The following is a 23,548-nucleotide window of genomic DNA, read 5'->3' as shown; positions in this document are numbered from 1 at the left end:
CCTGCGAACTGCGGTAATGCAGCAATTCTACCGCTCACAGGCTCAGGTAGCGACCGATCATGGCCAGGCCGCTGGCCAGCACCAGCCAGGTGACCAGGCGCACAAAAGCCTCGCGGGACAGCTTCAGGGTCAGCCGGCGCCCGGCCCACAGGCCGACGAACATCACCGGCAACAGGCAGGCAGCGAGCAACAGCAGGCTGCTGTCGGCGTAAACCCCGGCGATCAGAAACAGCGACAGGCGCACCACGGTGCTGCAACTGATCAACGCGCTCTGGGTAGCGCGGACCTGCTCTTTCGCCTCCAGGCGCGCGCTCAGATAGAGGGCATAGAGAAACCCGCCACTGCCAAACAACGCACCGAACAAGCCCCCCACCGTGCCCATGGGCACCGCCCAGAAGCCTGATAGGTTCGCCGGGCGCACCCTCACCGCCAAGCCATAGACCGCATAGGCGCTGACGAACAACCCCATCAGCAACAGCAACACGTCAGCCTTGAGCCGCAGCAGAAACACCACGCCCAGGGTGCAGCCTATCGCCATGAAGGGCAGTAGACGCAGCAGTTCGCCACGCACCACATCCCGGCGCGACGGCAGCAGGTTGCCAAAGGCCGCCACGAAGTCCAGCAGCACCAACAGCGGAATGATGCGCGACAGCGGCATGAAGTGGATCAGCACCGGGCCGGCCACCAGCGCGGTGCCGAAACCGGCAATGCCGAAGACGATGTAGGCCAGGCCGACACCGAGCAGGATGGGCAGCCAATCGAGGCCGGAGAATGGCAATTGGGTGAGCATGGCGTGTGTTCCTGGAAGGTCATGCAAAGGTTAGCCAGCCATGAGCCATGCCGACTAATATGCCTTTTCGCCATTACCTATCTTGAAAAGGCATGACATGACGTCGATCCGCCAGTTGCGTTACTTCGTGGAGATCGCTGAAAGCGGTAGCTTCAGCGTTGCCGCCGAGCGGCTGTATATCGCCCAATCGGCGCTGAGCCGGCAGATCAAGGCGCTGGAGCAGCACCTGGGAACGCCGTTGTTCGAACGTACCGCCCGGCGGCCACGGCTGACGCTTGCTGGGGACGCCTTTTTGCAGCGTGCCCGCCGCTTGCTGGCCGACCTGGCGCACGCTGAGCGCATCACCCGTGACGTGGGGGATGGCTTGCAAGGCAGCTTGCGCCTGAACCATTCCAGTACCGTGCCGCTGACCGGGCCGCTGCTGGCTCGCCTGGGCTGTTACTTGCAGGGCCACCCAGGGATCTCGCTGGAAATCGCGCAGCAGTCGTCGGAGGCGCAGCTGGAGGATATTGCCGCTGGGCGGTTGGATATCGGCCTGCTGCGGCTGCCGGTGCTGCGCCAGCATGAGGGGGTGGTGCTGCATGAGCTGTTCAGCGAGCCGTTGTTGCTGGCCGTTGCGGCGGGGCACTCCTTGGCTGAAGAGGCGGTCGTGCGACTGGAGCAGTTGCGTGGGGAGCGGTTCATTTCCATCCCGCACCGTGATCGTGGCGGTTTGAGCTACCTGTCGGCGTCGTTGTGCATGGAGGCTGGGTTCTTCCCGCAGGCGGCCCAGGTGGTTTCACGCAAGACCACGCAATTACAGCTGATTCAGGCGGGGTTCGGGGTGGCGCTATTGCCTGAATGCATGCGTGATATTGCGCCGGCATCGGTCAGGTTCGTGGGGTTGGGGGAGCCTTGTGAGAGTACCGTGGCATTGGCCTGCAGGCGCGATGCGGGGGTGATGGTGCGGCAGTTTCTGGCGGCGATGTTGGGGGTTTGATGGGGGCCCGTAGTGCATGACGGTGGTTATTCTGCGCCCATGAGATCGAGCGCCGCGCGGGCGGCGCTCGATCTCATGGGCGCCGAAAATCCATCGCCCTGCACCTGGCAGCCCCACGTCCCCCAATCCTCTCACCCCCCAGCCCCAACACAGACAACCGCCCCCGATGTCCTTTATGATGCCCGCCATGATCAGAGACCCCTTCGAACGACTCGGCCTGGACCGCGAGGTCCTCACCGTCAGCCAGCTCAACGGCCGCGCCCGGGTGCTGCTGGAAGACGTGTTCCGCAGCGTCTGGGTGGAAGGCGAGATTTCCAACCTCGCCCGCCCGGCCTCCGGCCACATGTACTTCACCCTCAAGGACAGCGGCGCCCAGGTGCGCTGCGCGCTGTTCCGCCAGAACGCCACGCGGGTCCGCCAGGCCCTGCGTGACGGCCTGGCGGTGCGGGTGCGCGGCAAAGTCTCGCTGTTCGAAGGGCGTGGCGATTACCAACTGATCCTCGACACCGTCGAAGCGGCCGGTGACGGTGCGCTGCGCCTGGCGTTCGAAGCACTGAAAGAGAAACTCGGCGCCGAGGGCCTGTTCAGCGCCGAACGCAAGAAACCGCTGCCGGCGCATCCGCAACGCATCGGCATCATCACCTCGCCCACGGGCGCGGTGATCCGCGACATCATCAGCGTATTCGGCCGCCGCGCCCCGCAAGTCGAGCTGAACCTGATACCCACCGCCGTGCAGGGCCGCGAATCCATCGCGCAGATCGTGCGCGCCGTGCAACTGGCCGACAGCCTTGGTTTCGATGCGCTGATCCTGGCACGCGGCGGCGGCTCGCTGGAAGACCTGTGGAGCTTCAACGAAGAAGCCGTGGCCCGCGCCGTGGCCGCCTGTGTCACGCCTATCGTCAGTGCCGTCGGCCATGAGACCGACGTGTCGATCTGCGATTTCGTCGCCGACGTCCGCGCGCCCACCCCGTCCGCCGCCGCCGAACTGCTGGCCCCCGACAACAGTGGCTTGCAGCACCGCCTCGACAGCCTGCAACGGCGCCTGCTGCTGCGCATGCAGAACCGCCTGAGCCACGACCGCCTGCGCGTGGAGTCGCTGGCCCGGCGCCTGCGCCACCCAGGCGAGCGCCTGCGCCAGCAGGCCCAGCGCCTGGACGATCTGGACATGCGCCTGCGTCGCGCTTTCCTCGGCAACCTCAACCAGCGCCGCGAGCGCCTGGGGCGCCTTGATACCCGCCTGGCAGCGCAGCACCCGGGGCGCACCCTGAAGCTGCTGAACCAGCGCCTGGACAGCCTTGCCGAACGCCTGCCCCGGGCCATGCGCGAGGTGCTCAAGGACCGTCGCCAGCGCTTCCAGGCCCAACTGCAGACGCTGCAAGTGGTCAGCCCGCTGGCCACCCTCGCCCGCGGCTACAGCATCCTGCTCGATGAGCGCGGCCAGGCCATCCGCAGCGCCGAGCAGACCCACAACGGCCAGCGCCTGACCGCTCGCCTGAATGAAGGCGAACTGCAGGTGCGGGTCGAAGACAACCACCTGACGCCCGTTACCCTCTCACTACTGGACTGACCCATGCCCCGCCTGTTCGCGCCCCTGCTCGCCCTTTCCCTGCTGTTGCTGGCCTGCGGCGCTCAGGCCAGCTACATCACCCGTACCTTGAACAAGCCGGTGCCCGGCGGCGTGGCAGTGGTCGACCTGGGGCCTGCCAGCACGGCGCCGAATGCACGCTTTGACGGCAAGCCGGTGCTGGTGGTCAAGGAACAGGACAACTGGCTGGCGATCGTCGGCATTCCGCTGACCCAGAAGCCCGGCACCGCCGTGCTGAGCCAGGGCGGCCGCAGCCTGCCCTTCACGGTCGGGAGCAAGAAGTACCCCGAGCAGCGCATCACCCTGAAGAACACGCGGCAGGTCAACCCGAACCCGGCGGACCTTAAGCGCATCGAGGGCGAACTGGCCGAACAGATCAAGGCCTACCGCAGCTTCAGCCCGGCCCTGCCGAGCAACCTGATTCTCGACAAGCCGGTCAACGGCCCGCTGTCGAGCAAGTTCGGCGTGCGCCGCTTCTTCAATGGCGAAGAGCGCAACCCGCATGCCGGCCTGGACTTCGCCGTGCCCGCCGGTACGCCCATCAAGACCCCGGCCAATGGCAAAGTGATCTTGGTGGGTGATTATTTCTTCAACGGCCGTACCGTGTTCGTCGACCATGGCCAGGGCTTCATCAGCATGTTCTGCCACATGTCGAAAATCGATGTGGCCGTGGGGCAGGCGCTGCGCCGCGGTGAGGTGGTTGGCCGGGTTGGCTCGACCGGGCGGGCTACCGGGCCGCACATGCACTGGAATGTCAGCCTGAATGATGCGCGGGTGGACCCGGCCATCTTCATTGGTGCATTCCAGCCCTGATAGGGCGGGCTTCTTCGCGGGGTTACCCGCGAGAAGCCGGCACTGACACCCCACTTCCCGTGTCTTGCGCCATCAAAACCTACAGCGCAAAAACCCGAAAGCCTCTCCGCAATAAGCGCTACAAAATCTCGCCATCCAGCTTTTTTTAAGCATTCCTCTCAATTTTTCGCGAACACTTGCCATCCCTCACCCCGCTGGCTTAGGGTTGAAGCATGAAAACCTCCAGCACCCTCATTCTGCTCCGACAACATCGCAGCCTCTGCCTGGTCAGCGCACGACTACCAGGTTGAATCGCGTCGCCTCGCCTCTTCATCTCGTTATTGCTCGGCAGGCCCGATCTCGGCCGCATACAAAAGGATTGCTTCCATGACCATGCTCAAAGACCCTTCGAAGAAATACCGCGCCTTCCCGACCATCGACCTGCCTGATCGCACCTGGCCATCGAAAACCATCACCGCAGCGCCGATCTGGTGCAGCTCCGACCTGCGTGATGGCAACCAGTCGCTGATCGAGCCGATGGATGCGGAGAAGAAGCTGCGTTTCTGGAAGACCTTGGTGCAGGTTGGCGTGAAGGAGATCGAAGCCTCGTTCCCGTCCGCTTCGCAGACCGACTTCGACTTCGTGCGTACCCTGATCGAAGATGGCCACATCCCGGACGACACCACCATCCAGGTGCTGACCCAGGCCCGTGAAGACCTGATCGCCCGTACCTTCGAATCGCTGCGTGGGGCCAAGAAGGCCATCGTCCACCTGTACAACGCGACCAGCCCGTCGTTCCGCCGCATCGTCTTCAACCAAGACAAGCAAGGCGTGAAGGACATCGCAGTGAACGCGGCCAAACTGTTCGTCAAGTACGCTGCCCAGCAGCCGGACACCCAGTGGACTTTCCAGTACTCGCCCGAGACCTTCAGCGCCACCGAGCTGGAGTTCGCCAAGGAAGTCTGCGACGCGGTCATTGAAGTGTGGAACCCAACGCCTGAGCACAAGCTCATCCTCAACCTGCCAGCCACCGTGGAAGTCGCCACGCCGAACATCTACGCCGACCAGATCGAGTGGTTCTGCCGCAACATCAGCCGCCGTGACAGCGTGATCATCAGCCTGCACTGCCACAACGACCGTGGCACCGGCATCGCCGCCACCGAGTTGGGCCTGATGGCCGGCGCCGACCGCGCCGAAGGCTGCCTGTTCGGCAACGGCGAGCGTACCGGCAACGTCGACCTGGTGACCTTGGCACTGAACCTCTATACCCAAGGCATCGACCCACAACTGGACTTCTCCGACATCGACGGCGTGCGCAAGGTAGTTGAAGAGTGCAACCAATTGCCGGTGCACCCGCGTCATCCGTATGTCGGCGACTTGGTTCACACTGCGTTCTCCGGCTCGCACCAGGACGCCATCCGCAAAGGCTTCGCCAAGCAACAGGAAGGCGAGCTGTGGGAAGTGCCGTACCTGCCGATCGACCCGGCCGACATCGGCCGCAGCTACGAGGCGGTGATCCGCGTCAACAGCCAGTCGGGCAAAGGCGGCATCACCTACCTGCTCGAACAGGAATACGGCATCAGCCTGCCACGCCGCATGCAGATCGAGTTCAGCCAGGTGGTCCAGGGTGAAACCGACCGCCTGGGCCTGGAAATGACTGCCAAGCAGATCTACAGCCTGCTGCAGAAAGAGTACCTCCAGGCCAACGCCCCGTATGCACTGGTCAGCCACCGCCTGCAGGAAGAAAACGGCCACAGCGCCGTGGAAGTGGAAGTCGCTGGTGAAGGCGAAACCACCCTGCACTGGCGCGGCAAGGGCAATGGCGCCCTGGAAGCCCTGGTGGCCGGCTTGCCGATTGCCGTGGAGATCATGGATTACAACGAGCATGCCATCGGCGCCGGCACCAACGCCAAGGCGGCGGCCTACATCGAACTGCGCGTGGCCGGCGGCCGCCCGGTGCATGGTGTGGGCATCGACGAGAACATCACCACCGCCAGCTTCAAGGCATTGTTCAGTGCGCTGAACCGCTCGCTGAGCCAGCAAGAGGCCAAGGCGGCGTAAGCTGCGGTTTGATGGCCAAGAGCCCGCATCCTTGATGCGGGCTTTTTATTGCCCGAACTGGCCCTTTCGCGGGGCAAGCCCGCTCCCACAGAACCTGTGGCACTGGGAATTACCTGTTGGGCTGTGAATTATCTGTGGGAGCGGGCTTGCCCCGCGAAGAGACCAGCACCGGCAACACCAAACCTGCAGGCAAAAAAAAAGGGGCGCCGACCAAGCGCCCCATAAGCCGTAAAGCACACAACAAATTCAGTTTCAGTCCAGCAGCGCAATCGCCTCGGCACTGCACGCTTCGATCCGCGCCCAGTCGCCATTCTTGATCCAGCTGCTGTCGAGCATCCAGGTACCCCCCACACACATCACATTGGGCAACGCCATGTAGTTGCGCACATTGGCCGGGTTCACCCCGCCAGTCGGGCAGAAGCGGATGTCGCCGAACGGGCCGCCAAACGCCTTGATCGCTGCCACGCCACCGCTTATTTCCGCCGGGAACAATTTGAACCGACGGTAACCCAGGGCGTAGCCCATCATGATTTCGGACGGCGTACTGATACCCGGCAGCAGCGGGATGTCGCTGTCGACACCCGCCTGGAGAATGTCCTGGGTGATGCCTGGGGTGACCACGAACTGCGCACCAGCCGCTTCGACCGCCGCGAACATGCTGCGGTCAAGTACCGTACCCGCACCAATGCACAGCTCTGGCCGCTGTTCGCGCAGCACCTGGATGGCCTTCAGGCCGTGCTGGGAGCGCAGGGTCACCTCAAGGGTACGAATGCCACCTGCGGCCAGCGCGTCGGCCAGCGGCAGGATGTCTTGCTCACGGGCGATGGTGATCACCGGCAGGATGCGCGCCTTGTCGCAGATCGCGTCGATCCGGGCGGCTTTGTCGGCCATCGAGAGCAGAGTCTGTGGGCGTTCAAGGGTGGTCATGACTGTGGATCCTTGGCTCATGGGCACCAGTAGATGTCCAGGGGGTCGTGGAGAAAGGCGCGTATCGGCATTTCGGTAAGGTCATTGCCCGCCAGCGCGGCGCGCAGGGTAGCGAGTTTGTTCGGGCCTTGCACGGCCAGCGCGATGAAGCCAGCGCTGGCCAGCAACGTGCGGGTCATCGACAAGCGCTGGTGCGGCACACTGGGCGCCAGCATCGGCAGGCAGCGGTGCGGGCTGCTGGCGGCCAGGCCGTCGTCCAGGTTGGGGCTGGTGGGGAACAGCGAGGCGGTATGGCCATCGTCGCCCATGCCCAGCACCAGCACGTCGATGGCCGGCAGGTCTGCCAGTGCCTGATCGGCGTTGGCCGCCGCGAGTTCCAGGTTCTCGGCCTGCTGGTACAGGCCAATGAAGCGGGCCTTGGCCGCCGCGCCCTTGAGCAGGTGACGGGCCAGCAGGCCGGCGTTGCTGTCGGCATGCTCCACCGGCACCCAGCGCTCATCCGCCAGGCTCACGGTCACTTTCGACCAGTCCAGCGCCTCGGCGGCCAAGCGCTCGAGAAACGGCACCGGGCTGCGCCCGCCGGACAACACCACGCAAGCCTGGCCTTTGGCGGCAATCGCCGCCCGCAACCGCTCGGCCACATCGCGGGCCAGCGTTGCCGCCAGGGTCTTGCCATCAGCCAGTTCATGCGCCTTCACCGCCGCCGGCAATTGCAGTTCAGATATCGCCATACCACGCCCTCCCGTCTCGTGTGATCAGTGCGATCGAGCTCATCGGCCCCCAGGACCCCGCCGCGTACGGCTTGGGCGCATCACCTGCGCTTTGCCAGCCAGCGATCAACTGGTCGCACCATTTCCAGGCATATTCGATTTCATCCTTGCGCACGAACAGGTTCTGGTTGCCGCGCATCACCTCGAGCAACAGGCGTTCGTAGGCATCCGGAATCCGCGCGCTGCGCCAGGCGTCGGAAAAATTCAGCTGCAGCGGGCCACTGCGCAGTTGCATGCCCTTGTCCAGGCCTTGCTCCTTGGTCATCACCCGTAAAGAAATGCCTTCGTCCGGTTGCAGACGGATGATCAGCTTGTTACCGACCTGCAAACGTTGTTCCGGGGCGAAGATGTAGTGCGGCGTTTCCTTGAAGTGGATGACGATCTGCGACAGCTTCTGCGGCATGCGCTTGCCGGTACGCAGGTAGAACGGCACGCCCGACCAGCGCCAGTTGCGGATATCGGCACGCAGGGCAACGAAGGTCTCGGTGTCGCTCTGGGCGTTGGCGTTGTCTTCTTCCAGGTAGCCGGGCACCGGCTTGCCGTCGCTGTAACCGGCGATGTACTGGCCGCGCACCACACGGGTGCTCAAGCCATCGCCAGTGATCGGCGCCAGGGCCTTGAGTACCTTTACCTTCTCGTCACGAATACTGTCGGCCGAAAGCTCGCTGGGCGGGTCCATGGCAATCAGGCACAGCAGCTGCAGCAAGTGGTTCTGGATCATGTCGCGCAGCTGGCCGGCCTTGTCGAAATAGCCCCAGCGGCCTTCGATGCCGACTTTTTCGGCCACGGTGATCTCCACATGGGAGATGGAATTCTGGTTCCACTGGGTTTCGAACAGGCTGTTGGCAAAGCGCAGCGCGATCAGGTTCTGCACCGTCTCCTTGCCCAGGTAGTGGTCGATGCGATAGACCCGGCTCTCGGGGAAGAACCGCGCCACGGCATCGTTGACCCGGCGCGACGACTCCAGGTCATGCCCGATCGGCTTTTCCAGCACCACACGGGTGCGCGCTGCCAGGCCGGCCCTGTCGAGGTTTTCGCAGATGGCGCCGTAGACTGCCGCCGCCGTGGCGAAGTAGGCAATCAAGGGCAACTCGCCTGGCAACTGCTCGGCCAGCGCCTGGTAGCCCTCAGGCTGGAGGAAGTCCAGATGCTGGTAGCTCAGCCGGCCCAGGAAGCGCCCCAGCGCGGCTGGTTCGATGTCGGCATCGGCAACGTGCCGACGCAGGTGCGCTTCGATGGTGTGCAGGTGCTCCTGCGCACTGCCGCTCTCGCGTGCCAGCGCCAGCAGGCGGGTGTCCGGGTGCAGCAGGTTGGCACGGTCGAGCTGATAGAGCGCTGGAAACAGCTTGCGCAATGCCAGGTCGCCCAGGGCGCCAAACAGGGCAAAGGTGCAAGGTTCGACACTGATCGCAGCCATGATGTTGGTTCTTTCCTAAAGTTGGTCTAGGAATACCGCTTTCACATACGGTTTTCAAGGGGTAATGTAGTAAAACTAACAACATTACCGACGAATACTACAGACAAGTGGTGCGGCACACGCACCGACAGTACGATAGACGACCGTGCAAAAGGCCCGCTGCTCCGTCAGCCGGCTGTCTTCCCGACCCAAGGACACACCCATGGACCGCGTGCGAAACCTCCTGGAACAGATCCAGGGACGCCTCGACGAGCTGAACAAGGCCGAACGCAAAGTCGCCGAAGTCATCCTGCTCAATCCGCAACAAGCCACCCGTTTCAGCATTGCTGCACTGGCCCAGGCGGCCAAGGTCAGCGAACCGACCGTCAACCGCTTCTGCCGGTCGTTCGGCGTCAGCGGCTACCCCGAGCTCAAGCTGCAGCTGGCGCAGAGCCTGGCCAGTGGCGCTGCCTATGTGAGCCGCGCCGTCGAGGCCGACGACGACCCTGCCGCCTACACCCAGAAGATTTTCGGCAGCGCCATCGCCTCGCTCGACAGCGCCTGCCAGCAACTCGACCCGCAGCAGGTCAGCCGCGCCGTGGACATGATGATCCAGGCCCGGCAGATCCACTTCTTCGGCCTTGGCGCCTCGGCGCCGGTGGCCCTGGATGCCCAGCACAAGTTCTTCCGCTTCAACCTGGCGGTGTCGGCCCACGCCGACGTGCTGATGCAACGCATGCTGGCCTCGGTGGCCCACACCGGCGACCTGTTCGTGATCATCTCCTACACCGGGCGCACCCGCGAACTGGTCGAGGTGGCGCGCGTGGCCCGTGAAAACGGCGCCTCGGTACTGGGCCTGACCGCTGCCGGCTCGCCGCTGGCCCAGGCCTGCAGCCTGAGCCTGCACATTCCACTGCCGGAAGACACCGACATCTACATGCCGATGACCTCGCGAATCATCCAGCTGACCGTGCTCGACGTGCTGGCCACCGGCATGACCCTGCGCCGCGGCGTGGACTTCCAGCCGCACCTGCGCAAGATCAAGGAAAGCCTCAACGCCAGCCGTTACCCGATCGAGGACGACGAACTCAACTGAGCCGATGCGCTTGCAAACGCAAGTGCGCGCGTTGCCCCGGGGCCAGGCTCAGGCCCTCGCCACTGCCACTGGCGGCTTCGACACAGACGAAGCCCTGGCATTCGCGACCCGTCACGCCCATCAGCGGGCGGTTGCCCGGGTGCCAGACCACGGTGTCATCGCTGTCACCGGTGTCGATGCACAGTTCGCGCTGCCAGGCCGGGTCCTGTAGTTGCACCCGCGGGGTGCCTGGGTAGACCTTCTGGCAACCACCCTTGAGTTTTAGCGCACCTTCCTCGCGGCAGGCCTGCCGGCTCAGGCGGTCGTAGCCTTCGATATCCTCAAGCCCAGACAGCGCTATCTCGGACACGTCACTGATACGCCAGTAAGCCAGCAGCGCATGGCTCAACTGGCACGGTTCGCTGTCCTGGTGCTCGGTACTCAGGCGCAGTTCCATGCGGCTGCCAAGCCGTGCATGCAGGTCGACCTGCCAGTCGCAGAGGTCCAGGCGCCACTTCAATGTCACGCCCTCCTCGTCCTCGCGGCTGTCCACCAGCTTCCAGTCCAGCAGCCGTGCCCAGCCATGGGCCGGCCACAGGTCCTCGCTGGGGTGGCGGCCGTACCACGGCCAGCACACCGGCACCCCCCCCCGAATCGCCCCCACCTGCGGCCACTGCTCGGCGCACCACAACCAGGGCTTTTCGCCAGCGGGTTGAAAGTGCAGCAGCTGCGCGCCCTGCCGGCTGAACACAGCCTGGCAGAGGGGGTGGTCGATGATCAGGACATCGCGCTGCTGGTAACGCTCCCACTCGAATGTCGGCCTTGGCCGCTGTGCGGAAAAGAAGCGATGTAGCGGATGTTCGGGCATGGTTCCAAGCTCTTGTTGTTTGAGATAGCGCTGTCTCGGCCTATCCCCGACAACCACTGCAAGCCAGTGGATGCCGGGAGCCGAAATTGGATTGGCGTAAATTTACAACAAATGTGCTCAGAATGACGACTGAATCTTCAAACCAGCGACCAGCGCGTTGTCGACCTCATCCACCCCGCCCGGGCTCTTGATGTATTGCAGGTTGGGGCGCACGGTCAGCCAGTTGGTGACGTGGAAGCCGTAATACAGCTCGGCGTTGTACTCGGTGCGCTGTAGCGGCACGAAGCCCGGGTTGTCGTAATCATTGATGCCGCTCTGGGCATTGAGCTGCTCAGCACGCTTCTTCACATCGTCGTTGACGTGAATGCGGGCGATCCCAAACCCGATATCGTCCTTGGGCCGGGCATCGAAGGCGCCTTTGTACACCAGCCCGACCTGCTGGTAGTTGTCGACCACGTTGGTGGCCTTGTCGTGCACGGTGAAGTTGGCAAACAGGCTGAGACCACGGCTGGCATCACCGCCCTGGGCGGTGACCTGCTGCTGCGCAACCACCCACCAGCCATGTTTGCTGGAGTGCGACTTGAAGCCCGCGCCGCTGATGCCTTGCGGGTTGCCATTGACGTCTTCGTAGATGTCTTCGGCATCCGCCGTGCTGTAGTAGTAGCCGAGGCGGTACTCGCCCGGCAGGCCGTTGACCTGGGGTGACCAGACCGCCTCCACCGGCAGGATCGCGCCCTTGGTGCCGCTGCCGCTGAGCTTGAAGCCGTTGCCGGTTTCCAGGTTCGAGGGGTTCTGCTCGAACGCGCCGACCTGCACGAAGAACTCAGGCGTGATGTTGTACTTGACCCGCAGCGCCCATTGGCTGACCGGCCAGTTGTACCAGATGCCGCCCACCCAGTTGCCCACCTGCGAGCCGCAGAAGGCCAGGTTCTGGAAGTCGCAGGGGAAGCTGTTGAAGTCTTCGCCCTCGCCGAAGCGGCCGAATTTCACATCCAGGGCACCGTCAAAGTACTTCTGCTTGATCCACATCTGGGTCAGCCGCCAGGTCTGGCCGCGGCCCCACACTTCCTGTACCGAACTGAACTGGCCGGCACGCGGGTCGCTGATGCGGTCGTTGGACAGGTTGCGGCCGCTGCGCTCGGTGATCGCCAGCTTGAACTCGGTGTCATGCCAGCCAAAGATCTTTTCCAGGTCCAGGTGCGCACCCAGGGCAAACTGGTCGCTGTAGCGTGCGGTCTTGTCGTCGTTGTAGCCGCCGTTGAGGTTGCCCGCCACCTCGCCCACGTAGTCGAGGGTGAAGTCATAGCCTTTGTCCAGCAGCTCGGTGCGAGTACCGCCCCAGTCGCCGGTCATCCATTTCGACTCGCTGGAGAAGGCCTCGGCGGCCTGCGCCCCGCTGCTGCCAACCATGGCAAGCAAGGCCAGTGAGCCCAAGGTCCTGATGCGATTGCGCTGTTCCATCCCTTTGCGTCCTCTTTTTTCTTATTGATGGTGTAGACGATTCAACGGCTCTTGAAGTGAGTCACGTTGTCCTTCACTGAAGCGTTGGCGGTGTCCAGGCTCAGGCGTTCACCGCTGGCGGCGTCAAACAGCAGTACCCGTGCCGGGTCGAACTGCAGGTTCAGGCTGTCGCCGACCTTGCACGCCACATCCGGCGCCAGGCGGCAGCAGACCTTGGTCTGGTTGAGGGTGACGAACACCAGCAGGTCCGGCCCGGTGGGCTCGGTAACCTGCACGTCGGCGCGGATGCCGGGCAGGCCATTGCCCTCCCCCGTGCCCAGGGCAATCTGCTCGGGGCGGATGCCGAGGATGATCTCGCGCCCGTCCAGTTCAGCGCCGGCCACGCCCAACGGCAGCTCGCAACGCGCCTGGCCGCTGTCGAGCAGGGCCAATAGGCGCCCGTCCTGCCGAGCCAGGCGCACCGGAATGAAGTTCATCGGTGGCGAACCGATGAAACTGGCGACGAATTGGTTGGCCGGGTCGTTGTAGATCTGCTGCGGGGTACCGAACTGCTGGATGATGCCGTCCTTCATCACCGCCACTTTGTCGCCCAGGGTCATGGCCTCGATCTGGTCATGGGTGACGTACACCGTGGTGGTCTTCAGGCGCTGGTGCATCAGTTTCATTTCGGTGCGCATCTCGACCCGCAGCTTGGCGTCGAGGTTGGACAACGGTTCGTCGAACAAGTAGATCTTCGGCCGCCGCGCCAGCGCCCGGCCCATGGCCACGCGCTGCTGCTGGCCGCCGGAGAGCTGGGCAGGCTTGCGTGAAAGCAGGTGCTCGATCTGCAGCAGCTTGGCCACCCGCGCCACCTCCTCGTCGATGGCGGCCTGGGGCATCTTGCGGATCTTCAGGCCGAACTCGATGTTCTCACGCACGCTCATGGTCGGGTACAGCGCGTAGGACTGGAACACCATGGCGATGTCACGGTCCTTGGGGCTCATGCCGCTGACGTCCTGCTCGTCGATCAGGATGGCGCCGCCGGTGATCTGCTCAAGGCCGGCGATGCAGTTCATCAAGGTCGACTTGCCACAGCCCGAGGGGCCGACCAGGATCAGGAACTCGCCGTCCTTGATCGACAGCTGGATGTCCTTGAGGGTGTCCGGCAAGCCGCTGCCGTAGGTCTTGTTCACATTGCGAAGTTCAAGCGTTGCCATGACTTACCCCTTGACGGCGCCGGCCGTGAGGCCGCGGACGAAATACTTGCCTGCCACCACGTAGACCAGCAGGGTTGGCAGGCCGGCGATCATTGCCGCCGCCATATCGACGTTGTATTCCTTGGCCCCGGTGCTGGTGTTGACCAGGTTGTTCAGGGCCACGGTGATCGGTTGCGAGTCACCACTGGCGAACACCACACCGAACAGGAAGTCGTTCCAGATCTGGGTGAATTGCCAGATCAGGCAGACCATGATGATCGGTGTCGACATCGGCAGGATGATGCAGCGGAAGATGGTGAAGAACCCGGCACCGTCCAGGCGCGCAGCCTTGACCAGCGCATCGGGGATGCTCACGTAGAAGTTGCGAAAGAACAGCGTGGTAAAGGCCAGGCCGTAGACCACATGCACTAGCACCAGGCCGCTGGTGGTGCTGGCCAGGCCCAGTTTGCCAAGGGTGAACGAGGCCGGCAGCAGCACCGTCTGGAACGGCAGGAAGCAGCCAAACAGCAGCAGGCCGAAGAACAGTTGCGAGCCCCGGAAGCGCCACATCGACAGCACATAGCCGTTGAGCGCACCGATGGCCGTGGAGATCAGCACGGCGGGCACGGTGATCATGATCGAGTTCCAGAAGTACCCGTTGACCGTGCCCCACGCCTTGACCCAGCCGACGCCACTGACCACGGTCGGCCAGCTCAACAGGTTGCCGCTGCTGATGTCTTCGGGGGTCTTGAAGCTGGTCAGCAGCATGACTACCAGCGGCACCAGGTACAGCAGCACGGCAATCAGCAGTACAGCGTGGATGGCGATGCGGCTGATGCTCAACGCCGGTTTTTCGGCAGGGCTATGCATGGCGTTTGCTCCGCAGCTCCGAATACAGGTAAGGCACGAGGATCGCCAGGATCGCCCCGAGCATGAGGATGGCGCTGGCCGAGCCCATGCCCATCTGGCCGCGGCTGAAGGTGAACGAGTACATGAACATCGCCGGCAGGTCGGACGAGTACCCTGGGCCACCGGCGGTCATCGCGGCCACCAGGTCGAAGCTCTTGATGGCGATGTGCGAGAGGATCATCACGGCGCTGAAGAACACCGGTCGCAGGCTTGGCAATACCACGGTCCAGTAGATGCGCGGCAGGCTGGCGCCGTCCATCTGTGCGGCGCGGATGATCGACTGGTCGACGCCGCGCAGGCCGGCGAGGAACATTGCCATGATGAAGCCCGAGGCTTGCCACACGGCGGCGATCACCAGGCAGTACACCACCCGGTCGGGGTCGATCAGCCAGTCCAGGCGAAAACCTTCCCAGCCCCAGTCGCGCAGCAGTTTGTCCAGGCCCATGCCGGGGTTGAGCAGCCACTTCCAGGCGGTGCCGGTGACAATCATCGACAGCGCCATGGGGTAGAGATAGATCGTGCGGATGAAGCCCTCGCGGCGGATGCGCTGGTCGAGCAACACCGCCAGCAGTACACCGATGGCCAGGCTGATGCCAATGAACAGCCCCCCGAACACCAACAGGTTCTTGCTGGCCACCCACCAGCGGTCGTTGTCGAACAACCGGGCGTATTGCGCCAGGCCCGCCCATTTGTAGGTTGGCAGAAAGGTCGAGGTGGTGAAGGACAGCACGAAGGTCCACAGGATGTAGCCATAGAAGCCCACCAGGACGATGAACATGCTCGGCGCCAGCACCAGCTTGGGTAGCCAGCGCTGCAGAGCGTCCAGGGGTGAGGCCCGCAGTTGGGCGGTAGTTGTGGTCATGATCTGCTTCCCAAACGATTGAGAGCTCCGCCCCCCATGGGGGCGGGCCTGGTTTACACCTTTGGGATCGGTTACCGGGCCGACTTGATCGCCGCCGCCAGCTTCTTCGCCGCATCGGCCGGGTCGGCCTTGGGGTCGTTGATGTAGTTGGTCACCACATCGAAGAAGGCGCCCTGCACCGCCAGCGTGGTGGCCATGTTGTGCGCCATGCTTGGTTGCAGGCCACCGCTTTTGGCGTCGGCCAGGAAGTCCTTGGCAGACGTCTGCGCGCAGGCGTCGAAGCCATACTTGCCCATATCGGCAAGCATGTCGTTACGCACCGGGATCGACCCTTTGTTGGTACTGAAGACCTTCTGGAAGTCCTCGCCCAACACGTTGCGGGCGATGTCCTGCTGACCGGCAGCCGTGCCTGCGTCCTTCTGCTTGAACACCACCAGCGAATCGATGTTGTACAGGAACGCATTGTCGGTACCGGGGAACGCGACGCACTGGTAATCCTTGCCGGCGGTCTTGTGCGCCAGGGTCCACTCGCTCTTGGCCCAGTCGCCCATGATCTGCATGCCGGCCTTGCCATTGATGACCTTGGCCGCTTCCAGGTTCCAGTCCTGGCCCTTGCCGTCAGGGTCCATGTAGGTGGCGACCTTCTTCAGCTCGGTCAGCGACTTGACCATTTGCGGCCCGGTCAGCGTCGCTTCGTCGAGGTCGACCAGGGCTTTCTTGTAGCCGTCCGCGCCCATTACCGACAGCACCACGCTTTCGAACACCGTGCTGTCCTGCCAGGGCTGGCCACCATGGGCGAGCGCAATGAAGCCGGCGGCCTTGAGCTTGTCGGCGGCGGCGTAGAATTCGTCGAGGGTGGTCGGCGCCTTGTCGATGCCGGCTTTCTTGAAGACGTCGGGGTTGATCCATAGCCAGTTGATGCGGTGGATGTTCACCGGTACGGCCACGTAGTCACCGTCGTACTTCACGGTGTCGGCGACTTTCTTGTCGAGCAGCGAGTCCCACTTCTCTTCTTTGGCGACATCCTTGAGCACATCCGTGTCGAGCAGGCCGGTGGCGGCCCACTCCTGAATGTCGGGGCCCTTGATCTGGGCAACGCCGGGCGGGTTGCCGGCCACGGCGCGGCTCTTGAGCACGGTCATGGCGGTGGCGCCGCCACCGCCGGCGACTGCACCATCCTTCCAGGTGAAGCCATCCTTCTCGACCTGGGCCTTGAGCACATCGACAGCCGCTTTTTCACCCCCCGAGGTCCACCAGTGCACCACTTCGACACTGCCTTTGGCGCCGGCGGCGAGGGCACTGAGCGGGAACAACGAGGCGAGGGAGATCGCGGCAGCGAGGCGGAGAGTCGAATTCATCGGAATACCTTTCTTGTTGTTATGCCGGGCAAGTCGATCGCTTGCATTGCATGGAGTCTAATCAGAGCGGTCGCTGCGCCAGGTAACGAAGCGATGCGTGAATGTCATCGTTTGGTTACATTGCGCGCCAGTGCGCTCGCCAGGCTCGGCGCCAACGGCAAGGTGGGCAACAGCACAGCCTGATAGGCGTGATAGAGGTCTGGCTTGCCTGCCCAGATAGCCGCTGCAGGTTGGTTGCCAGGGTCGAGTTCGTGGTGCCAGCTTCCACCGACGCGGTCGATGAAGCGGCTGTCGATGAATGCCCAGAAACAGCCATACCAATCCGCGTACTGCTGCTCACCGGTGCGCCGCAGCAAGGCTGCCGCACTGGCGCACGCTTCGGCATGCACCCAGTGCAGGCGCTCGCGCACCCTGGGCTGGTTGTCCCAGCCCAGGGTGTAGACGATGCCCTCGGCGCCATCGACGTTCCAGGCATGCCGGCAGGCGTTGGCGAACAGCGCTCGCGCACTGGCCAGCAGCCACGCCGGCGTAGACAACCCGGCCAAGTGCCGTGCGGCCTCCAGGTGCAGAAGCAGGCGTGACCATTCGAACGCGTGGCCAGGCGTCGTGCCATAAGGCCGGAAGTGATCGGTGGGGTTGGCCTGATTGTATTCAGGCAGCGGTTGCCAGTGCGCATCGAAATGTTCGACCACGCGGTAGTCGCTGGCAGCCGCATGGCCTTGAATGATGCGCTCGACGATGCGCAGGGCGCGCTGCAGCCAGAGCGCATCGCCGGTCACATCCGCCAGGGCGAGAAAGGCCTCGGTGGCGTGCATGTTGCTGTTGGCACCACGGTAGGCTTCCGGCTGCTGCCAGTCGCTGGCAAAGGACTCGCACAACGCCCCCTCTTCCTCGCTCCAGAAGCGTTCCTCGATGACCCGGATCGCCTCCTCCAGCACACCCTGCGCACCGCTGGCACCGGCTACCACTGCCGAGCTTGCGGCCAGCGCGACGAAGGCATGCAGGTAGGCCGCCTTGCCGTTGCCACCCTGCCCTTGCGGGCGATCGAACCAACCGCCGTGCGTGGCGTCATGCAGCGGCCCGCGCAAGGCCTGTACGCCATGCTCCACCAATGCCAGGCAGCCTGGTACACCCTGGAGGTGCGCCAGGGCGAAGCTGTGGGTCATGCGCGCAGTTGTCAGGGTTTCGGCAAGGGCCGAAGGCGGCAACTGGCCACGGGCGTCGAGATTGGCGAAGCCTTCAGGCACTTGCGAGGCCATCGCGAACGCCAGCAGCCGCCACCCTTCGTGGGTGAGCCAGGCGGTATGTTCCAGCGAATCGATAGAGTCCATGCAGCCACGTCTTCCATGCCAGAGGTGTGCAGAGTCTAGCCAGCCGTCCTGGCTGGAATGTCACGAAGGCCTGCCGTTGTGTCACCGGTCAGTGACATGGCCATCAGTCCAGGCTGCGGGGTAGATGAAGGGTCACGCGCAACCCGCCCTCGCGCAAGTTCAGCAGGCTGACCTCCCCGCCATGGCTATGGGCGATGTTGCGCGCAATCCCCAACCCCAACCCGTACCCCTGCTGCTGCCCGGCCAGCCTGAAGTGCGGCACGAACACCTGCTCCTGCTGTTGCTGCGGCACCCCCGGCCCCTGGTCATCCACCTGCAGGACAAAGCCCTCGTTGCTGTCGATGATGCGCAGGCGTGCCCGCTCGCCATACTTGATGGCATTGTCGATCAGGTTGCCGATGCAGCGGCGCAAGGCCAGCGGCTTGCCCGGGTACGGCGCCAGCGCCTGGCCTTCGACGGTGATGCGGCCATCGCCCAGGTAGGGCTCGGCGAGAATCTCCAGTATCTGGTTGAGGTCGACCGGCTCGATGTTCTCGTGAATGTCGGTGTCTTTTACGCACTGCAAGGCGCCTTTGACCAACAACTCCAGTTCATCCAGGTCTTGGCTGAACTTGGTTTGCAGGCGCTCATCTTCCAGCAGTTCGACACGCAGCCGCAGGCGGGTGATCGGCGTGCGCAGGTCGTGGGAAATGGCGCTGAACAACTGGCTGCGCTCGGTCAGGTAGCGGCTGATGCGCTCACGCATGCTGTTGAACGCCCGCCCCACCTCGACCACCTCGCTACCACCGCCCTCGGGCACTGGCGCCACATCGGCACCCAGCGACAGGTCCCGCGCGGCGCGCGCCAAGCGCTTGAGCGGCCAGCTTTGCCAGTGCACCAGCAGGCCGATGAACAGCAGCAGCAAGGCCGTCGTCATAACGATGAAGCCGATTTGCTGACGCGGCAGGCGTTCGGCTTCGAGGCTGGTATACGGCTCGGGCAGCAGCGAGGCGATGTACAGCCACTCGCCTTCGCCGAGGCGAATCTGCGTGACCAGCACCGGGGGGTTGAGTGGCTCCAGGGTCAGCGAATAATGGGCCCAGGAGCGCGGTAGCTCATCGAGCTTAAGGCCGCTGTTGAAGATGCGCAGGTCATCGGGGGCGACGAACTCCACGGAAATCTCCATCTGCGCGCCCAGCCGCTCGTGCAGCACCTGCTGGAACACATCGATGACCGCCTGCTTGCGCGGTGTTATGGGCAATACCGGCATGTCCAGCGGCTTGTCGTTGAGCGACACGAAAAAACGCGTACCGCCCATGCTGCGCAACTGGTCCAGCACCATCGGCCGATAGGCCACTGGCAAAGAACGGAAATAACTGACGCTGGCACTCATCGAATGGGCCAGGCTGCCGGCACTGGCGCGCAAGCCTTGCAACTGGCTGGCACGTAGCTGGGCGACCCAGATGACGCTGGACAAGCCCTGCGCCAGCAGTACCACCAGCAAGGTCAGCAGCAGCATGCGCCCCAGCAGCGAGCGTGGCAGCAGGCGCCAACGCCGCTCAGCAAGCACAGCAGACATGGGCAGCCAGCAGGTAACCACTGCCACGCACAGTGCGGATCAGCCGCGGCGGCTTGTCGGTGTCGCGCAAGCGCTGGCGTAGGCGGCTGACCGCCATGTCGACGATACGGTCCAGCGGCATCGGCTCACGGCCACGGGTGGCATTGCCGATGGTGTCACGGTCGAGGATCTGCTGGGGGTGATCGAGAAAAAGCTTGAGCAAAGCGAAGTCGGCGCCAGACAAGATCACCTCTTCGCCATCGCGGTGGAACAGGCGGTGGCTGACCGTGTCCAGGCGCCAGTCGTCGAAGGCCAGCACGGCACTGTTCGGCGCCGCCTGGCCGAACTCGGCACGGCGCAACAAGGCCTTGATCCGTGCCTGCAGCTCACGCGGGCTGAAGGGTTTACCCAGGTAGTCGTCGGCGCCCAGTTCCAGGCCGATGACCCGGTCGGCTTCGTCGGAGCTGGCGGTGAGCATGATGATGGGCACCCGCGCCTGGCGCGGGTGCTGGCGCACCCAGCGGCACAGGCTGAAGCCGTCTTCATCGGGCAGCATCACATCGAGGATGACCAGGTCGCAGGCGGTGCTTTCCAGGGCCTGACGAAAGCCCTGCCCGTCGGCCTCGGCGTGAACCTGGAAGCCGGAACGGCTCAGGTAGGTTTGCAACAGCTCACGGATTTCCTGATCGTCGTCGACCATCAGGATGGATTTACCGGCAGTGCTCAAGGTGTCCCGCCCTCTTGTTGTCACAGGTCTTTCGCCTGCTGTTTCGATATTGGGCTGCTTCGCTCTATTGATCCAGCACCTGCTGCAAAGCCACCCCCGCCCCCAGCAACCCGGAAAACTCCGCCGTCACCAGCCACACTGGCACCCCGGCAAAATACCCGCTCATGCAGCCCTTGTCGGCAAAGCTCGCGGCAAACCCGCTACGCAAAAACAGCTCGGCAAACCGCGGGATCACACCGCCGACAATGTAAACCCCACCCCGGGCGCCCAGGGTCAGAACATTGTTGCCCACCACCCGCCCCAGGAAGCGGCAGAACTGCTCGACCACCGCCAACGCCCGCGGTTCGCCACCCAGGGCGGCATCGGTAATATCGGCTGGAGTCTTGTGTCGCGGTATGTCGCCGTCCAGCGCGCAGATGGCTTGATACAAGCGCACCAGGCCACCGCCACTGAGCACCGTCTCGGCACTGACATGGCCAATCTGGCCATGAATCTGCTGGTGGATCGCCGCCTCACGGGCATTGCCCACCGGCAGGTCGACATGCCCACCCTCACCCGGCAATGCCTGCCAATGCTGTTCACCCAGGCGCAGCAGGCTGCCGACACCAAGGCCGGTACCCGGCCCGATCACCAAAGCAGGCCGCAGCGGGTCCGCCTGGCCAGGGCAGACTTCGCGGAATTCGCCCGCTTGCAGGCGCGTCATGCCCAAGGCCATGGCCGTGAAATCGTTGATCAGCAACAGCTGCTCGACCTGCAGCGTCTTGCAGAACGCACGCCGGCTGAGCCGCCAATGGTTGTTGGTGAAGCGAAACTCATCGCCATCGACCGGCCCGGCGACGGCCAGGCACACCGCCGAAAGGCCGCCACGGACAATGCCCTGATCGTGCAGGTAGGCTTCAATCGCCTGCTCGGGGCTTGTGTAGTCAGCGGTGGCGAAAACCTGCACCTGGTACAGCTGGTTGTCACGCCACAACGCAAAGCGGGCATTGGTGCCACCGATGTCGCCAACCAGCAGGTCCTTCATTTGAGGTTCTCCAGGGCCGAGGTAAAGGCGCTGGCGCCTTGCTCGGCCGAGCTGAACGCCATGCGCATGAAGCCGAACAGCTCGCGCCCGCAGCCCAGGTCGTTGCCCTGAGGTGCTGGCGGCAGGTCGCGGCTGGCCAGTTCCTGGGCCGAAACCCTGAGCTGCAGCGTGCCTTCGACACCATCGACCCGCACGATATCACCATCGCGTACCCGTGCCAGCGGCCCACCGTCAAAGGCTTCGGGGCAAACGTGGATGGCAGCCGGGATCTTGCCCGACGCGCCCGACATGCGCCCATCGGTGACCAGCGCAACCTTGTAGCCGCGGTCTTGCAGCACACCGAGGAACGGCGTCAGCTTGTGCAGCTCCGGCATGCCATTGCAACGCGGCCCCTGGAAGCGCACCACGGCTACGAAATCGCGCTCCAGCTCGCCGGCCTTGAAGGCGTCGGCCAGCGACTGCTGGTCGTGGAATACCCGCGCCGGGGCTTCAACCACCTGATGCTCGCGGGCGACTGCGGAAACCTTCATCACCCCACGCCCAAGGTTGCCTTCCATCACCCGCAGGCCGCCTTCGGCCGAGAATGGCCGCGCCACCGGGCGCAGGATGGTCTCGTCCAGGCTGTGCAGCGGGCCTTCGCGCCAGACCAGCTTGCCGTTGTCGAGGAACGGCTCCTGGGTGTAGCGGCGCAAGCCGTGGCCCGCGACAGTGTTGACGTCTTCGTGCAGCAACCCGGCATCGAGCAGCTCGCGGATCAGGAAGGCCATGCCGCCAGCGGCCTGGAAGTGGTTGATGTCGGCTTTGCCATTGGGGTAGACATGGGACAGCGTCGGCACCACCTCGGACAGGTCGGCCATGTCCTGCCAGGTGAGCTGAATGCCCGCCGCCTGGGCGATCGCCGGCATGTGCAGGGTGTGGTTGGTCGAGCCGCCGGTGGCATGCAGGGCGACGATCGAGTTGACCAGCGACTTCTCGTCGACGACCTCGCCCAGTGGCATGAAGCTGCCGCTGGCCTTGGTCAGGCGCGTGACCTGCTGCGCGGCCTCGGCAGTGAGCGCATCGCGCAACGGCGTATAGGGGTTCACGAACGAGGCGCCTGGCAGGTGCAACCCCATCACTTCCATCACCAGCTGGTTGGTGTTGGCGGTGCCGTAGAAGGTGCAGGTGCCGGGGCTGTGGTAGGAGTTCATCTCCGACTCCAGCAGCTCCTCGCGGCTGGCCTTGCCCTCGGCATAGCGCTGGCGCACGTCGGCCTTCTGCTTGTTGGAGATGCCCGAGAGCATCGGGCCACCTGGCACGAAAATGGTCGGCAAGTGCCCGAAACGCAGCGCGCCCATCATCAGGCCGGGGACGATCTTGTCGCAGATGCCGAGCATCAGCGCGGCGTCGAACATGTTGTGCGACAGGGCCACGGCGGTGGACATGGCGATCACTTCACGGCTGGCGATGGCCAGCTCCATGCCCGGCTCGCCCTGGGTCACGCCATCGCACATGGCCGGCACGCCGCCGGCGAACTGGCCGACCGAGCCGACTTCACGCAGGGCCTGTTTGATCTGCTCTGGGAAGTGCTGGTACGGCTGGTGCGCCGAGAGCATGTCGTTGTAGGCCGAGACGATGGCGACGTTGGCCGCATTCATCAGCCGCAGGCTCTGCTTGTCCTGGGCGCCGCAACCGGCCACGCCGTGGGCGAAGTTGGCGCACTGCAGGCTGGCACGCATGGGTCCGTCACTGGCCGCGCCGCGAATCAGCTGCAGGTAGCGTTCACGGGTGGCACGGCTGCGTTCGACCAGCCGTTGGGTGACCTCAAGGATGCGCGGGTGCATGTACTGGACTCCAGGCTAACTGTATGGGCGGCTTACCGGGCATTTCCCCTCCAAACGATTGCGACCTAGGCTCTAGAACAGGGCCTTTGAGGCATCGC

General features: G+C 64.1%; 20 protein-coding genes. 5 read left to right on the top strand and 15 right to left on the bottom strand.

The window, feature by feature from the left end; translation table 11 throughout:
* Positions 1 to 34: 34 nt before the first annotated feature.
* Positions 35 to 790, bottom strand: a complete 756-nt coding sequence (locus LJX93_RS05040; RefSeq protein ID WP_186654247.1) for a sulfite exporter TauE/SafE family protein — start codon at positions 788 to 790, stop codon at positions 35 to 37.
* 97 nt (positions 791 to 887) lie between these two features.
* Here LJX93_RS05040 and LJX93_RS05035 point away from each other — a divergent pair, with 97 nt between their 5' ends.
* The 4 genes from LJX93_RS05035 to leuA all read left to right on the top strand — a co-directional run bounded on the left by LJX93_RS05035 (position 888) and on the right by leuA (position 6,207).
* The gene (locus tag LJX93_RS05035; protein WP_227696800.1) at positions 888 to 1,769 is read left to right on the top strand and encodes a LysR family transcriptional regulator; all 882 of its coding nucleotides are present in this window, start codon (positions 888 to 890) and stop codon (positions 1,767 to 1,769) included.
* 187 nt (positions 1,770 to 1,956) lie between these two features.
* Complete coding sequence (xseA, locus tag LJX93_RS05030) at positions 1,957 to 3,336, top strand: exodeoxyribonuclease VII large subunit (RefSeq protein WP_033701011.1); 1,380 nt, start codon at positions 1,957 to 1,959, stop codon at positions 3,334 to 3,336.
* 3 nt (positions 3,337 to 3,339) lie between these two features.
* Positions 3,340 to 4,167: a M23 family metallopeptidase gene (locus LJX93_RS05025; protein WP_033701012.1), complete on the top strand. Its 828-nt coding sequence runs from the start codon at positions 3,340 to 3,342 to the stop codon at positions 4,165 to 4,167.
* A gap of 366 nt (positions 4,168 to 4,533) precedes the next feature.
* Complete coding sequence (gene leuA, locus LJX93_RS05020; RefSeq protein ID WP_033701014.1) at positions 4,534 to 6,207, top strand: 2-isopropylmalate synthase; 1,674 nt, start codon at positions 4,534 to 4,536, stop codon at positions 6,205 to 6,207.
* A 252-nt stretch (positions 6,208 to 6,459) separates the two neighbouring features.
* On the opposite strand, the gene LJX93_RS05015 is transcribed toward leuA, so the two are convergent.
* From LJX93_RS05015 to zwf, 3 genes are read right to left on the bottom strand one after another with little or no spacing between them, the layout of a single operon-like run.
* Positions 6,460 to 7,134, bottom strand: coding sequence for a bifunctional 4-hydroxy-2-oxoglutarate aldolase/2-dehydro-3-deoxy-phosphogluconate aldolase (locus LJX93_RS05015; protein ID WP_033701015.1), 675 nt, complete (start codon positions 7,132 to 7,134; stop codon positions 6,460 to 6,462).
* A gap of 17 nt (positions 7,135 to 7,151) precedes the next feature.
* On the bottom strand, positions 7,152 to 7,865 hold the full coding sequence (gene pgl, locus LJX93_RS05010; protein ID WP_227696799.1) for a 6-phosphogluconolactonase: 714 nt from the start codon (positions 7,863 to 7,865) through the stop codon (positions 7,152 to 7,154).
* Positions 7,852 to 9,321: a glucose-6-phosphate dehydrogenase gene (gene zwf / locus LJX93_RS05005; protein ID WP_033701019.1), complete on the bottom strand. Its 1,470-nt coding sequence runs from the start codon at positions 9,319 to 9,321 to the stop codon at positions 7,852 to 7,854. The genes pgl and zwf overlap by 14 nt, the downstream gene beginning before the upstream one ends.
* Before the next feature lie 211 nt (positions 9,322 to 9,532).
* Between zwf and hexR the strand changes: the two genes are divergently transcribed.
* Complete coding sequence (hexR, locus tag LJX93_RS05000; RefSeq protein ID WP_172960401.1) at positions 9,533 to 10,396, top strand: DNA-binding transcriptional regulator HexR; 864 nt, start codon at positions 9,533 to 9,535, stop codon at positions 10,394 to 10,396.
* Here hexR and LJX93_RS04995 read toward each other — a convergent pair.
* The 11 genes from LJX93_RS04995 to edd all read right to left on the bottom strand — a co-directional run bounded on the left by LJX93_RS04995 (position 10,389) and on the right by edd (position 23,450).
* On the bottom strand, positions 10,389 to 11,243 hold the full coding sequence (locus LJX93_RS04995; protein ID WP_047581462.1) for a D-hexose-6-phosphate mutarotase: 855 nt from the start codon (positions 11,241 to 11,243) through the stop codon (positions 10,389 to 10,391). The genes hexR and LJX93_RS04995 overlap by 8 nt on opposite strands.
* 117 nt (positions 11,244 to 11,360) lie before the next feature.
* On the bottom strand, positions 11,361 to 12,653 hold the full coding sequence (locus LJX93_RS04990) for a carbohydrate porin (RefSeq protein ID WP_227697292.1): 1,293 nt from the start codon (positions 12,651 to 12,653) through the stop codon (positions 11,361 to 11,363).
* Positions 12,654 to 12,745: 92 nt separating this feature from the next.
* A complete protein-coding gene (locus LJX93_RS04985; protein WP_033701023.1) occupies positions 12,746 to 13,900 on the bottom strand; it encodes an ABC transporter ATP-binding protein in 1,155 nt (384 codons plus the stop codon).
* Between the two features lie 3 nt (positions 13,901 to 13,903).
* Complete coding sequence (locus LJX93_RS04980; RefSeq protein WP_033701025.1) at positions 13,904 to 14,749, bottom strand: carbohydrate ABC transporter permease; 846 nt, start codon at positions 14,747 to 14,749, stop codon at positions 13,904 to 13,906.
* The gene (locus tag LJX93_RS04975; RefSeq protein WP_033701027.1) at positions 14,742 to 15,650 is read right to left on the bottom strand and encodes a carbohydrate ABC transporter permease; all 909 of its coding nucleotides are present in this window, start codon (positions 15,648 to 15,650) and stop codon (positions 14,742 to 14,744) included. The genes LJX93_RS04980 and LJX93_RS04975 overlap by 8 nt, the downstream gene beginning before the upstream one ends.
* A 71-nt stretch (positions 15,651 to 15,721) precedes the next feature.
* Complete coding sequence (locus LJX93_RS04970; protein WP_227696798.1) at positions 15,722 to 17,008, bottom strand: ABC transporter substrate-binding protein; 1,287 nt, start codon at positions 17,006 to 17,008, stop codon at positions 15,722 to 15,724.
* Between the two features lie 104 nt (positions 17,009 to 17,112).
* Positions 17,113 to 18,339 (bottom strand): AGE family epimerase/isomerase, encoded by a 1,227-nt coding sequence (locus tag LJX93_RS04965; protein ID WP_047581459.1) that lies wholly within the window; start codon positions 18,337 to 18,339, stop codon positions 17,113 to 17,115.
* 103 nt (positions 18,340 to 18,442) lie between these two features.
* Positions 18,443 to 19,897, bottom strand: a complete 1,455-nt coding sequence (locus LJX93_RS04960; protein ID WP_033701030.1) for an ATP-binding protein — start codon at positions 19,895 to 19,897, stop codon at positions 18,443 to 18,445.
* On the bottom strand, positions 19,878 to 20,603 hold the full coding sequence (gltR, locus tag LJX93_RS04955; RefSeq protein ID WP_033701031.1) for a two-component system response regulator GltR: 726 nt from the start codon (positions 20,601 to 20,603) through the stop codon (positions 19,878 to 19,880). Before gltR ends, LJX93_RS04960 begins: the two co-directional genes overlap by 20 nt.
* Positions 20,604 to 20,667: 64 nt before the next feature.
* The gene (locus LJX93_RS04950; protein ID WP_033701032.1) at positions 20,668 to 21,627 is read right to left on the bottom strand and encodes a glucokinase; all 960 of its coding nucleotides are present in this window, start codon (positions 21,625 to 21,627) and stop codon (positions 20,668 to 20,670) included.
* Entirely contained in the window at positions 21,624 to 23,450 is a 1,827-nt protein-coding gene (edd, locus tag LJX93_RS04945) for a phosphogluconate dehydratase (RefSeq protein WP_033701034.1), read from the bottom strand. The genes LJX93_RS04950 and edd overlap by 4 nt, the downstream gene beginning before the upstream one ends.
* Between the last annotated feature and the right edge of the window lie 98 nt (positions 23,451 to 23,548).

The sequence above is a fragment of the Pseudomonas sp. HN2-3 genome (genome assembly GCF_020691745.1).
Taxonomy (GTDB): domain Bacteria; phylum Pseudomonadota; class Gammaproteobacteria; order Pseudomonadales; family Pseudomonadaceae; genus Aquipseudomonas; species Aquipseudomonas capeferrum.
The sequence above is the reverse complement of the archived record's forward strand: the minus strand, read 5'-3'. Positions and strand labels throughout refer to the sequence as shown.